This window comes from Mesorhizobium sp. B264B1B, from assembly GCF_020165765.1.
Lineage (GTDB): Bacteria > Pseudomonadota > Alphaproteobacteria > Rhizobiales > Rhizobiaceae > Mesorhizobium.
Window position 1 is genome coordinate 1 of sequence record NZ_JAIUIS010000023.1, and the last position, 12372, is coordinate 12372.

At 63.6% G+C, this 12372-nt stretch carries 11 protein-coding genes; 3 read left to right on the forward strand and 8 right to left on the reverse strand.

Going from position 1 to position 12372, the window contains the following annotated elements:
• Positions 1 to 64 precede the first annotated feature (64 nt).
• From LB547_RS30395 to LB547_RS30415, 5 genes are all read right to left on the reverse strand, one after another.
• Complete coding sequence (locus LB547_RS30395) at positions 65 to 1177, reverse strand: ABC transporter ATP-binding protein (protein ID WP_140501216.1); 1113 nt, start codon at positions 1175 to 1177, stop codon at positions 65 to 67.
• Between the two features lie 25 nt (positions 1178 to 1202).
• Entirely contained in the window at positions 1203 to 2867 is a 1665-nt protein-coding gene (locus LB547_RS30400) for an alpha-glucosidase (RefSeq protein WP_140512788.1), read from the reverse strand.
• Between the two features lie 4 nt (positions 2868 to 2871).
• Positions 2872 to 4026, reverse strand: coding sequence for a carbohydrate ABC transporter permease (locus LB547_RS30405; RefSeq protein WP_140501212.1), 1155 nt, complete (start codon positions 4024 to 4026; stop codon positions 2872 to 2874).
• A gap of 1 nt (position 4027) precedes the next feature.
• Complete coding sequence (locus LB547_RS30410) at positions 4028 to 5041, reverse strand: carbohydrate ABC transporter permease (RefSeq protein WP_140501210.1); 1014 nt, start codon at positions 5039 to 5041, stop codon at positions 4028 to 4030.
• A gap of 263 nt (positions 5042 to 5304) precedes the next feature.
• Positions 5305 to 6660: an ABC transporter substrate-binding protein gene (locus LB547_RS30415; protein ID WP_140501208.1), complete on the reverse strand. Its 1356-nt coding sequence runs from the start codon at positions 6658 to 6660 to the stop codon at positions 5305 to 5307.
• 122 nt (positions 6661 to 6782) lie between these two features.
• Here LB547_RS30415 and LB547_RS30420 point away from each other — a divergent pair, with 122 nt between their 5' ends.
• The 3 genes from LB547_RS30420 to LB547_RS30430 all read left to right on the forward strand — a co-directional run bounded on the left by LB547_RS30420 (position 6783) and on the right by LB547_RS30430 (position 9562).
• Entirely contained in the window at positions 6783 to 7007 is a 225-nt protein-coding gene (locus LB547_RS30420) for a hypothetical protein (RefSeq protein WP_140559801.1), read from the forward strand.
• A gap of 16 nt (positions 7008 to 7023) precedes the next feature.
• On the forward strand, positions 7024 to 8046 hold the full coding sequence (locus tag LB547_RS30425) for a LacI family DNA-binding transcriptional regulator (RefSeq protein WP_140501204.1): 1023 nt from the start codon (positions 7024 to 7026) through the stop codon (positions 8044 to 8046).
• Positions 8047 to 8215: 169 nt separating this feature from the next.
• On the forward strand, positions 8216 to 9562 hold the full coding sequence (locus tag LB547_RS30430) for an NAD(P)/FAD-dependent oxidoreductase (protein WP_140763867.1): 1347 nt from the start codon (positions 8216 to 8218) through the stop codon (positions 9560 to 9562).
• 74 nt (positions 9563 to 9636) lie between these two features.
• On the opposite strand, the gene LB547_RS30435 is transcribed toward LB547_RS30430, so the two are convergent.
• The 3 genes from LB547_RS30435 to LB547_RS30445 are packed head-to-tail and all read right to left on the reverse strand — an operon-like array spanning position 9637 to position 12288.
• Complete coding sequence (locus tag LB547_RS30435; protein WP_140633678.1) at positions 9637 to 11067, reverse strand: S8 family serine peptidase; 1431 nt, start codon at positions 11065 to 11067, stop codon at positions 9637 to 9639.
• Positions 11057 to 11725, reverse strand: coding sequence for an anti-sigma factor (locus LB547_RS30440; protein ID WP_140501198.1), 669 nt, complete (start codon positions 11723 to 11725; stop codon positions 11057 to 11059). Before LB547_RS30440 ends, LB547_RS30435 begins: the two co-directional genes overlap by 11 nt.
• Entirely contained in the window at positions 11722 to 12288 is a 567-nt protein-coding gene (locus LB547_RS30445; RefSeq protein WP_140512795.1) for a sigma-70 family RNA polymerase sigma factor, read from the reverse strand. The genes LB547_RS30440 and LB547_RS30445 overlap by 4 nt, the downstream gene beginning before the upstream one ends.
• Positions 12289 to 12372: the final 84 nt, after the last annotated feature.

A 12372-nucleotide genomic window follows, 5' to 3' on the forward strand; every position in this document is an offset into this window, starting at 1 on the left:
CCCCCCCCCCCCCCCCCCCCCGCTCCTGTTTTTGCGTGACCGGCAATTAATTCATGGCCTGCTCTCAGGCCGCTTTCGCTTCCGTCTCGTGCAGCGCGAAGGATCGTCCATCCGCGTCGAAGATATGAAGGTCTCCGGCGTCGGCGCTCAGCCGCAGTGTCGCCCCGCGCTTGACCTCGACATTGCCCGGCAGCTTGGTCACCAGCGGCAGGTCGGCGCGGCCGATGTCGACATAGACGAGTTGCACCTCGCCGAGCTGCTCGACATAATCCACCGTTCCTTCGAACAGATAGTCCGTGCCGCCGGCGATCGTCAGGTCCTCCGGCCGCACGCCGAAGCTCACCGACGCGCCCTTGGCCGAGGCCGGCGTCGCGATCGGCACCGTAGCCTTGCGGCCGCCGACATGACTGATGACGGTCGGATTGCCCGATTTGTCGATGGTCGCCGGCAGGATGTTCATGGCCGGCGAGCCGATGAACTGGGCAACGAACAGATTGCCGGGTTTCTTGTAGAGTTCCATCGGCGTGCCGACCTGCTCGATATGGCCCTCCTTCAGCACCACGATGCGGTCGGCCAGCGTCATCGCCTCGACCTGGTCGTGGGTGACATAGATCATGGTGGTGTTGGGCATCGATTCCTTGAGCTTGGCGATCTCGATGCGGGTGGCGACGCGCAGCGCGGCGTCGAGGTTCGACAGCGGTTCGTCGAACAGGAACACCTTCGGGTTGCGCACGATGGCGCGGCCGATGGCCACGCGCTGGCGCTGGCCGCCCGACATCGCCTTGGGGAGGCGGTCGAGATAGTTGGTCAGCTGCAGGATCTCTGCCGCCTGGCGCACGCGCTTGTCTATCTCGGCCTTGCTTTCCTTGCCGATCTTCATCGAAAACGCCATGTTGTCGTAGACCGTCATATGCGGATAGAGCGCGTAGGACTGGAACACCATGGCGATGCCGCGTTTCGACGGCGGCACGTCGTTGACCACCTCGCCGGCTATTCTGAGCTCGCCCGAGGTGATCTCCTCGAGCCCTGCGATCGAGCGCAGCAATGTCGACTTGCCGCAACCCGACGGCCCGACGAAGACGATGAACTCGCCCGATTTGATGTCGAGGTCGATGCCGTGCAGAATGTTGAGATTGCCGTATGATTTCTTCACTTGCCTCAGCGTGACATCGGCCATGTTTCCCTCCAGTGGTCCCTAGAATTCAGTCGATGCGCCCGAACCAGGCGCCGTAGCCGCCGAGGCGGATGGAGCCGGAGCTCTGCTGTCCCGAAAATCCGTGTCCGGGCAAAGGTTGCAGCGATCGACCGCCAAGGTCAACCTCCGCTGGCCCGGATCCCAGGTTGAAGACGCAGACGATCTGCTCGTTGCCGGCGCGGCGCGTGAAGGCGACAGTGTCGCCCTGGCTCTCGATGAAACTGATATCGCCCTTGGCCAGCGCCGGATGGGCGCGGCGGAAGCCGAGAAAGCGCCGGTAGTGTTCGAGCAGCGAATGCTCGTCGCCTTGCTGGACATTGACGGCTTGCGACAGGTGCTTGGCCGGCACCGGCAGCCACGGCTTTGCCTGGGAGAAGCCGCCGTTCCTGGCGCTGCCGTCCCACACCATCGGCGTGCGGCAGCCGTCGCGACCCTTGAATTCCGGCCAGAAACGGATGCCGTAGGGATCTTGCAGATCCTCGAACCGCAATTCGGCTTCGCCGAGCCCCAGTTCCTCGCCCTGATAGATGCAGACCGAGCCGCGCAAGGACATCAGCAATGCCGAGATAACCTTGAGATACGCGGTCGGGTCGGCTTCGTTGGCGGCCCAGCGCGAGGCCGGGCGCATCACGTCATGGTTGGAGAAGGCCCAACACGACCAGCCGTCGCTGGCAACCTTGCCAAAGGTTTCCAGCACCGAACGGACCTTGGCGGCGCTGATCTTTTCCGGCGCCAGGAAGTCGAAGGAATAGCACATGTGCACGCGCTTGCCGCCGGCTGTATAGGCCGCGACAACGTCCAGTCCGCGCTGTGAATCGCCGACCTCGCCGACCGCGGCCGTTGCCGGATATTCGTCGAGCAGGGCGCGGAAGCGTTCGAGGAAGCCGAGGTTCTCCGGACGGCTCTTGTCGTAGATGTGGTCTTGGTAGTTGTAGGGATTGACCGCGGGTGCGGTCTGGTCGTTGCGCTGCTCCGGCGGCAGCGGCGGGTTGTTTTCCAGCCCCTGGCTGTGGAAGTAGAAATTGATGGTGTCGAGGCGGAACCCGTCGACACCGCGCTCCAGCCAGAAGCGGGTCACGTCGAGCAGCGCGTCCTGGACTTCGCCGTTGTGGAAATTGAGGTCCGGCTGTTCCGCGAGAAAGTTGTGCAGGTAGTATTGCTGGCGGCTGGTGTCCCATTGCCAGGCCGATCCGCCGAAGATCGACAGCCAGTTGTTGGGCGGCGTGCCGTCCGGCCTGGGATCGGCCCAGACGTACCAGTCGGCTTTCGGATTACTGCGGTTCGATCGGCTTTCCCTGAACCAGGGATGGATGTCGGCGGTGTGCGACAGCACCTCGTCGATCATCACCTTCAGCCCCAGCCTGTGCGCCTCCGCCGTCAGCGCGTCGAAATCGGCCAGCGTGCCGAACATCGGGTCGACGTCGCAGTAATCCGAGACGTCGTAGCCGAAATCCTTCATCGGCGATTTGAAGAAGGGCGAGATCCAGATGGCGTCCGCGCCGAGCGCGGCGATATAGGGCAGCCGCCCGATGATCCCCTTGAGGTCGCCGATGCCGTCGCCATTCGAGTCCTGGTAGCTGCGCGGATAGATCTGGTAGATCACGGCACCTCGCCACCAGTCGCTATCGACGGCGAGATCGGGCCTCGAACTGGCTTTCAAAGCGGATTGCATGGTTTCAGCCTCCTTTCACCGAGCCTGCGAGCAGCCCGCGGACGAAATAGCGCTGCAAAGAGAAGAACACGATCAGCGGCACGATGATGGTCACGAAAGCCGACGTCGTCAGGATCTCCCAGTCGCCGCCACGCGAGCCGAGCAAGGCATTGAGCTTGGCGGTCAGCACGATCTGATCCGCCTCCGTGCCAAGGAAAACCATCGCCACCAGGAGATCGTTCCATACCCACAGGAACTGGAAGATGGCGAAGGACGCCAGCACGGGAAATGACAGCGGCAGCACGATCTTGACGAATATCTCGAAATCGCTGGCGCCGTCGATGCGCGCCGATTCCATGATCTCGCGCGGCAGGCCGGCAATGTAGCTCCGCAAGAGGTAGATGGCGAAGGGCAGTCCGAAGCCGGTATGCGCCAGCCAGATGCCGAGATAGGTCTTGGAGGGCACGCCGAAGAAGGCGCCGACGCCGTTATAGAGCTTCAACAGCGGGATCAGCGACATCTGCAGCGGCACCACCAGCAGGCCGATGATGACCGCGATCAGAAGCGCGCGCCCGGGAAAGCGCATCCAGGCCAGAGCGTAAGCCGCAAAGGCGGCGATGAGGATCGGGATGACGGTCGCCGGGATAGTGACGGTCAGCGAGTTCATGAAGGAGCGGCCGATGCCTTCCGAAAACAGCACGGTCCTGTAATTGTCGGTGGTGAATTTCGGCGGCGCCGAGGAGGCATAGTAGACGCGCTGGCCGCGGTCGCCCTCGAACGCCTTGGGCGAGGTCATGACGAAGCTGCCGTCGGCATTGAGCTGCAAGGTAACGCCATCGCCGAGATCGGCCGATGTGCCGGCCGGATATTGTGTCGGTGCCGCCGACTTGACGCCGAAGGCGCTGATCTCGCGCTTGGCGCCATCGCCGAAAATGTTGCCCTGGAGGACGAACTTGCCGTCCTTCTCGACCTGCGCCGAGGCGGGCGGCAGGCGTCCAGCTTCGGTCTGGGTCGAACTTGCGAACGAGTTCCACCAGCCCGAGGCGATGATCTGGTCCTTGTCGCGCAGCGACGATACCAGGATGCCGAGCGTCGGCATGGTCCAGATCGCAACGAAGACCAGCACGGCGATGTGAACGCCGAAGCGGCTGGCGAAGGAGTTTCCGGTCGCGACGGTCATCTCAATGTCCTCCCGTCTCTTTGTTGGCCTGGCGTATGTTCCAGACCATGATCGGAATGACCGCGATCATGATGATGATGGCGATTGTCGCGCCGCGGCCGAAATCACCGCCGCCACGGAACATCCAGTCGAACATCAGATTGGCCAGCACCTGGCTGTTCCATTGGCCGTTGGTCATGGTCAGGACAATGTCGAATACCTTGAGCACCAGGATGGTGATTGTGGTCCAGACCACGGCGATGGTGCCCCAAATCTGCGGCACCATGATTTTCCAGAAGATCTGGAACGGATTGGCACCGTCGATGACGGCGGCTTCCAGCGTCTCTTCCGGAATGCCGCGCAGCGCCGAAGACAGGATGACCATGGCAAAGCCGGTCTGGATCCAGATCAGGATCACCATCAGGAAGAAATTGTTCCAGAACGGCAGCGATATCCAGACCTGCGGCTGGCCGCCGAAATGCTGGATGATGGCGTTCAGGATTCCGATCTGCGTCTGGCCTTCGCCGCGATACTCATAAATGAATTTCCAGATGACGCTGGCGCCGACGAAGGAGATCGCCAGCGGCAGGAAGATCAGGCTCTTGGCGATCGTGCCCCACCAGATCTTGTCGGTAAGCACGGCGATGATCAGGCCAAGGAAGGTACAGGCGGCGGGCACTACGGCCAGCCAGAGCACATTGTTGAGGATCGAATTGCGAAACTCGCGGTCGCCGAAAGCCCATTGATAATTGGCCAGGCCGACGAAATTGGCGCCGCCGCGATCGAGGAAGGACAGCCGCAGCGTCTCGACCACCGGATAGATGAGATAGATGGTCAGGATGATCATCGCCGGACCGACGAACAGCCAGGGCCGGATCAGCCCTTGCCGGCGCAGATTGTCGACGGCGGCGGCACCCGAGACGCCGCGCGAGGGAAAGGTGACATCGAGCAGTTTGTTGGCGCCCCAGAAATAGGCGACGCAGCCGCCGACGCCGATGATGATGACGAATATGGCCGAGAAAATCTGAGCCGCCATGGGTCCCTCTCCCTGCACGACCCGCCAGGATGGAAACGATCCTTGCGATTGCGCCGCGCGCCGATCTCGTTGTTGAGCGCGGGCAGGCAGGGAAGCGTGTGGCTCCGTGCCCGCCGCATGCCGGAATGTCTACGCTGTCACGACTGGATCTGACCCGTCCCGGTTGGCCGGGCTGGGATGTTGCGATGGGGCCGGTCGGATCCGGGCCAACTGGCCCGGATCCGCTCGGGAGGTGGAAGCCTAGGCCTCCGCGGGTGCGGCTCTTACTTGATCGCGTCCCAGCTCTTCTGGATGTCGGTGGCGACGTCCTGCGCCGACTTGCCGCCGACCAGGTCGATCATGCCGGTCCAGAAGGCGCCGGCGCCGATCTTGCCCGGCATCAAGTCCGACCCGTCGAAACGGAAAGTCGAGGCATTGGCCAGGATCTCGCCCTGCTTGCGCAGCGCATCGCTGGCATAGGCATCCTTGTTGACCGCCTTGAACGGCGTCACGAAACCGCCTTCGGCCATCCAGATCTCATGGGCCAGCGGCATCTTAAGGAATTCGATGAACGCGCGGGCGGCCTTCGAGTCCTTGGTGATCATCGCCAGCGTTCCGGCGCCGAGCACGGGAGTGCCGAGTTCGGGCTTGGACGCATAGGGCGGAAAGTAGAAGAAGTCCGCGTCCTGGCCGATTTTCGTGCCTTCCGGGAAGAAAGTCGGGATGAACGACGCCTGATGGTGCAGGTAGCATTTCGGCGGCACCGCGAAGAGGCCCTTGGGGCTGTCGCGGAAATCGGTCGCCGCGACCGCCTTGGCGCCGCCATCGACCATCTTGTCGTCGGTCGCGATCTTGCCGAAGATGTCGATTGCATTGACCACGGCCGGGTCGTTGAAGGGGATCTCGTTCTTGACCCATTTGTCGTAGGTTTCCGGAGACTGCGTGCGCAGCATCAGGTCTTCCACCCAGTCCGTCGCCGGCCAGCCGGTGGCGCCGCCCGAGCCGAGCCCGATGCACCACGGCGTGCCGCCGTCGGCGATAATCTTCTTCTCGAGATCGGCGAGTTCTTCCTGCGTCTTCGGCACCTTGTAGCCGGCTTCCTCGAAATTGTCCGGCGAGTACCAGACCAGCGACTTCACGTCGGCCTTGTAGGGGAAGGCGAAGAAGCCCGGCTTACCGTCCTTGTCCTTGAAGGTGCCGAGGTCGACCCATGACTGGCCGGCGCCGTAATTGTCCTTGACCCATTTGGCGGTATCGTCGCCGAGCGGCGTCAAGAGACCCTTGGAAGCAAGGTCCTGGATCAGGCCGGGTTGCGGCAGAACGGCGATGTTGGGCGGGCTGCCGGCCTGCGTGTCGATGACGATCTGCTGCTCGTAATTTTCCGAGGAGGAATATTTGATCTCGGCGCCGGTGGCTTCCGAGAAATAATCGAGTACGCCGCGCACCAGGGTCTCGTCCTCGCCGCGCCATGGCCCGAAGATCGACAGGGTCTCCCCCTTGAGGTCGACTTTCTTGAGCTCTTCGTAGTTTGCCCAGTTGAAACGCTTGTCGTCGCCCGGCTTGAATTTCAGTTCGGCCTGCGCGGGCGCGCCGAGGGCGAGCACGGCAAGCGCGGCGCCCAGCAAAAGCATTTTCTTCATCGGTATTCCCTCCCAGTGGGTCACAAACACCGGACGGAACCTCCATTCCGCCCGCCGACGCCGCAGGACTGTGACTCAGTCGGAAAGGAACCGCAACCTTTCGAAGAGTCTTCCAAAGCGCTTTGGCTATTTCGATCTCGCCATTGAATCGTCCAGAAGTCAAGAGGCGTGGTAACTTAATCGATTTAGTTCCGGAGTCTGGCGCCTGGAAAATCGCGCTACAGCATGCTTTTTTGGCAGTGCAGCAGCAATTTATGTTTCAAACCTGCACCAAGCCTGCCTATGGTCGCCATGATATGACGGGCCTGCCGCAGGGCTTGGGTCGATTCAATTTGAAAGCGCTTTGAGGCATGGAGCCCTCTCGTGAACCTGAAGCAACTCGCGCACATGCTGGCGCTTTCGCAGACCACGGTAAGCCGGGCGCTGAACGGCTATCCCGAGGTCAACGAAGAGACGCGCCGGCGCGTCATGGACGCCGCCAAGCGCCATGGCTATCGCCCCAATCCGAGCGCACGCCGGCTTGCGACCGGCAAGTCCGGAATGATCGGCTATGTCTTGCCGACGGGTGCTGCCGTCGACATCGACCCGCACTTCGTCGAATTCCTGTCTGGCCTTGGCGATTATGCGCGCTCGCACGAGCTCGACCTGGTGCTGTCTCCCGCCGACGCCGACGACCAGGAGACGACTTACCGGCGCATCGTCGCCAACCGCCAGGTCGACGCCGTCTACATCTCCTCGCCGACGCCGGCCGACCGGCGCGTGGCGCTGGTCAACACGCTTGGCATACCCTTCATCATCCATGGCCGCAGCGAAGGTTTCGATTTCGATTATCCCTATCTCGACATCGACAATGAGGGCGCCTTTCACGAGGCGGCACGGCTGCTCGTCCAGCTCGGCCACCGGCGGCTGGCGCTGATTAATGGCGATGACCGCGAAACCTTCGCCGTGCATCGCGAGCGAGGCGTGCGCCGGGCGCTCGCCGCGAGCGGCCTGACCTTGGGCGACCGCCATGTCTGCTCCGTTGCCATGACCGAGGAGAACGGCTATCGCGCCGCCCGGCGCCTGCTCGAACAGGACGGCGCGCCGACCGCGATCGCCTGCTCCAGCCTGATCATGGCGCTCGGCGTCGTGCGCGCCGTGCGCGACCTCGGCCTGAGCATCCCCGGCGACATCTCATTAATTGCACATGACGACGTCTTCCCATGGCTGAAGCCGGAGAATTTCTCCGTACCGCTGTCGACGACGCGCTCCTCGATCCGGCTCGCCGGCGCCCGCATCGCCGAGCGTCTGGCCGCACGGATATCGGGCCTGGAGGAGGGCCCGCGCGGCGAGGTCTGGCCGGTCGACCTGGTGATCAGGGGGTCGGTTGCCGGAGCGCCTGCCTAGGGTTAGAGCCAATCGCTCCGAGGGGCCGAGTTCGACCGCTTGCGGGCGTTGCCGGAAGATCGATTGCAGTGTCATGGATAGTGGTCTGCCTGCACCGCGCTTGCTTTGGCTTTTAGAGGGTGGCAACCAGTAAGCCAAAGCCATCAACCAGCCCTCCTGGATGCCCAATTTGCCCATATTCCCGTTCTCCGAAATGGACCCAATCCAACATCCTGGCCCACCGCCGAAGCGTTCGGAGGTGGTCATCATTGGTGGCGGCATTATCGGCGTAACGACGGCTCTTTTCCTGGCGGAGCGGAACATTCCGGTCACGCTGCTGGAAAAAGGCCGCGTTGCGGCCGAACAATCGTCCCGAAATTGGGGCTGGATTCGAAAGCAGGGGCGCGACGCAGATGAACTGCCAATTGTCATCGAGGCTTTTCGCCTATGGTGGCAACTGGCTGAGGAATGCGGCGAAGACATCGGGCTGGACCAGACAGGTGTGACCTATCTGGCGAACTCCGACAAGGACATGGCCGGTTTCGAAGAGTTCATGAAGATCGCCGCCATCCATGGGCTCGACACTCGCCTCCTGGACGCGGACGAAACCGCGAAACTCATCAAGGGCATGTCGCGCAAGTTCAAGGGCGCGATGACGACGCCCTCCGACATGCGCGCGGAGCCTTGGTTGGCGGTACCTGCGCTTGCTCGTCTTGCCGTCCGAAAAGGCGCCAAGATCATAGAGAATTGCGCAGCGCGAACCCTCGAAATCTCAGCTGGCAGGATCAGAGGAGTGTGGACCGAGGCGGGATACATTGAAACCTCCAGCGTACTGGTCGCGGGCGGCGCCTGGTCGTCGCTGTTCCTGAGAAGACACGGCGTCTCCATCCCCCAACTCAGCGTCAGGGTAACCGTAGCCGCAACGGAGCCTATGCCTGAAATCTATGCAGGTGCGGCAGCGGACGAACACATCGCTTTCAGGCGCCGACAGGATGGCGGATACACGCTCGCCCCGGGAGGCAGTAATTTGCTTTACCTGGGACCCGACGCATTCCGGCACGCCACCAAGTATCTTCCCGCCCTCATGGCCAACCCGCTCGGAACCCGCTACTTTCCGTGCGCCCCATCGGGTTACCCTGACAGCTGGTCGATTCCGCGCGATTGGACCCCGGATTCCCAGAGTCCTTTCGAAAGAATGCGCGTGCTCAACCCGGCCGCTGAACGCTCCGGCCTCCGTTCTGTAGAGCGCAATTTCAGACGCCTTTTTCCACAGTTCGAAACAGTTCGCTTGAAGGCAGGCTGGGGAGGCATGATTGACGCCATGCCCGATGTCGTCCCCGTCGTGGATCACGCCCGGGCAGTCGTCGGTCTTTTCGTGGCCACGGGAATGAGTGGTCACGGCTTCGGTATCGGACCTGGAATCGGTCGCGTCGTTTCCGACCTGATACAGGGTAACGCGAGTGGGCATGATCTCAGCCGCTTTCGGCTGTCACGCTTCTATGATGGAAGCGCCGTTCGGTTGGGTCCGGCCCTCTAGATGTTTAGTCCAGCATTCGTCCCGTCTCGGCCATCGCAAATAGCCGACTGAATTTAGGAGCATGTTGCCAAGGATCATTCCTTCGCCGTCTCGGCGGCCTTGATGTCCAGCAGCCCGTAGCCGAAGTCATCGTCCCGCCCTTTCGAACCGAGATCCCGGGCCGTTGCGGCAAGCGCCTTTTCGATGGCGTCGGCCGAGCGGTCCGGCGCGGCGTGGATGAGATTGGCAATGGCGCCCGAGACGATCGCGGCGGCGAACGATGTGCCGGTGACGACATCCGAGCCGGCTCCGCTCGGCGCCACCATCTCGACGCCCGGCGCCGAGATGAAGACATAGCCGCCGCGATTGGCCTGCGGCATTAGCCCATCCCTGGCGTCGGTGGCGGTCACCGCGATGACGCCGTCGAAGGCGGCCGGGTAGCCATAGGGCGCCTTGGGCCCGTTGTTGCCGGCGGCGGCGACCAGAACCATGCCGAGCGCGCGTGCATTGCGGCAGGCGACGCCGAGCAGGTCGTTCTTCGGACCGACGAAACTCATATTGATGATGCGCACGTCCTGCTCGGCCGCCCAGTCGAGCGCAGCGAGGATGACGTCCATTGTCGACTTGCCGCCTTCGAAGGCGCGTGCGTGATAGATCCTGGCGCCGGGCGCCATGCCCTTGAGCGCGCCGACGCCGGCGATCAGCCCGTCGATTGAGGTGCCGTGGTCGCGCTCTTCGACCGGCACGTCGGGCATAGCGTCGAACTGGCCGGCGATGACCCCGGCCAGTGTCGGATTGGTGTCGTCGACGCCGGTATCGATTACCGCGACGCGGACGTTCTCGCCGCTCGCCTGGTTGGCGTCGAGCGCGATGCGCTCGAACGCATAGTTGACGATGCCCGCCGCCTGCTGAAGCGAATAGATATGGTTGGGCTCACGCCGCTGCGTGCGGCTGTCGGCGGCAAGCTGCGCCAGCACCACGCCGACGGGGCGGCCGTCGGGAATGCCGAAGCGCACAAGCATGGTGCCGAGCAGAAACGACCGCCGCTGCGAGCGCACATCGAGGCCGAAGGAAGCGGCGATCTGCTGCACGGCGCCCGCATCGCCATCGACGGTCACCAGCACCTCGTCGGGCACGAAATCGCCGGCCACGGCGCGTGGCGGCTGAACGGCGATGAGATCGCTCGGCGAGACGATCGGCCCGCCCGAAGGCGGTCCGGCCTGCGTGCCGGCGGGCGGCGCCGCCGGGTCCGGCCGTGGCGTCGGCACCGGTGCCGCGGGAGCGGCCGGATTGGGAAACAGGTCGACGATCAGGGCGGGAAGAAACACGGCACCGGCTGCGCCGTCACTGTCGCCGCCGCCCTTGCCGTCCTTGCCACAGTCGGCGCCTGCCGCATCGGTGCCGTCGCGGCAGTCGATCTTTCGGTCGGCATTGGCGTCGTTGCCCTGCGCCGACGCAGGCCCGGTGGCGATCGTCATCGCCGCCGCAAGGATTGCCGCAAATCGAATGACCGCCTCAGCCGCCATCGGCCGGTTTCCTTCCCTCGATCACGGTGTCGGTGAAAGGCTGGGCGGCAACAAGGCCGAGTTGCCTGGTGTAGTCGGCCGCGTTGGCGGCCGGAATGCCGAGCCGGAACACGCCCTCGGCGGTCGGTCCGTCCAGGATCTTCAGTCCGCTGCTGCCGAGAAAGGCGGCGATGTCGGACATTTTCGCGTCGGGCCTGAACTTGACCAGGGCGAACGGCATCTTCGCCATCTCGTCCTGCGCGCCCGCGATCTCGAAATTGCCGCCCTTGCCGCCGGGCTGCACGAACGACTGCACCATGACCAGCGCCAGCAGAGCCGCGGCCGCCGCCCAGGCGACGCCGACCGGCAGCGCCATGAAGCGGCTCCAGGCCTGCGCCAGCCAGGACGAACCGGCGGCGGCGCGCGCCGGGCCAGCCTCGGCATCGAGCGCCCTGGAAAAGCGGCTCAGCGCATCGGCCGGCGGACGGATCGCCTCATTGGCGGCCGCGGTGCTGGAGAATTCAGCCTCCGCCTCGCCAAGGGCGGCCATCGCCGTCGGATCGCTGGCCAGCCATTCCTCGACGGCCTCCAGTTCCGAGCCTTCCAGCGAACCGTTCAGGTAGAACGGCAGCAACGTTTCCATTTCGTCGCGGCGCGACATCTTTTCAGCGGCGCTCATGGCCACCCCCTGTCGTAACCGGCGGCCTTGAGGGCTTCGCCGAGTTTCTTGCGGGCATAAAACATGCGGGTCTTGACGGTCGCGACCGGGATGTCGAGCACCTCGCCGATCTCGGTCACCGATTGCCCCTGATAATAGGCGAGATCGATGACCACGCGATGCTCGCGCGGCAAGGCATCGATGAAGCGGCGCAGGGCGGTGCTCTTGTCCTCCTTCATGGCAACGATCTCGGGCGTATCGGCGCCGTCGGGCACCGCGGCTGCGGCCTCGTCGTCGATCCAGTCTTCCTTTTTCTTGCGCAACAGGGACAGAGCCTTGAAGCGGGCGATGCCGAGCAGCCATGTCGAGACTTCGGAACGTCCCTCGAAACCCGGCGCCTGGCGCCACAGTTCGAGGAACACCTCGTTCGCGATGTCGTCAGCCATCATTTCCGATCCCGTCTGGCGCGCCACGAAGCGGTATATCCGCGCGTGGTGGCGCATGAACAGGAGCCGCACGGCGGCCCGGTCGCCCTTCGCGACCCGCTCGACAAGCGCGCGATCGGTCTCCATCGCGCCGGTCATGACCGATCGAGCCGCCTGGCTCCTGCCTGCTCTGTCGCTGATCGGCTCAAAAAGGTTCATCCTCCGCCAAGGAATTTGCGGAGG

Excerpts from the sequence above, each read along its gene's own strand:
- LB547_RS30395 (WP_140501216.1), bottom strand. The coding sequence starts at position 1,177 with ATGGCCGATGTCACGCTGAGGCAAGTGAAGAAATCATACGGCAATCTC.
- LB547_RS30400 (WP_140512788.1), bottom strand. The coding sequence starts at position 2,867 with ATGCAATCCGCTTTGAAAGCCAGTTCGAGGCCCGATCTCGCCGTCGAT.
- LB547_RS30405 (WP_140501212.1), bottom strand. The coding sequence starts at position 4,026 with ATGACCGTCGCGACCGGAAACTCCTTCGCCAGCCGCTTCGGCGTTCAC.
- LB547_RS30410 (WP_140501210.1), bottom strand. The coding sequence starts at position 5,041 with ATGGCGGCTCAGATTTTCTCGGCCATATTCGTCATCATCATCGGCGTC.
- LB547_RS30415 (WP_140501208.1), bottom strand. The coding sequence starts at position 6,660 with ATGAAGAAAATGCTTTTGCTGGGCGCCGCGCTTGCCGTGCTCGCCCTC.
- LB547_RS30435 (WP_140633678.1), bottom strand. The coding sequence starts at position 11,067 with ATGGCGGCTGAGGCGGTCATTCGATTTGCGGCAATCCTTGCGGCGGCG.
- LB547_RS30440 (WP_140501198.1), bottom strand. The coding sequence starts at position 11,725 with ATGAGCGCCGCTGAAAAGATGTCGCGCCGCGACGAAATGGAAACGTTG.
- LB547_RS30445 (WP_140512795.1), bottom strand. The coding sequence starts at position 12,288 with ATGACCGGCGCGATGGAGACCGATCGCGCGCTTGTCGAGCGGGTCGCG.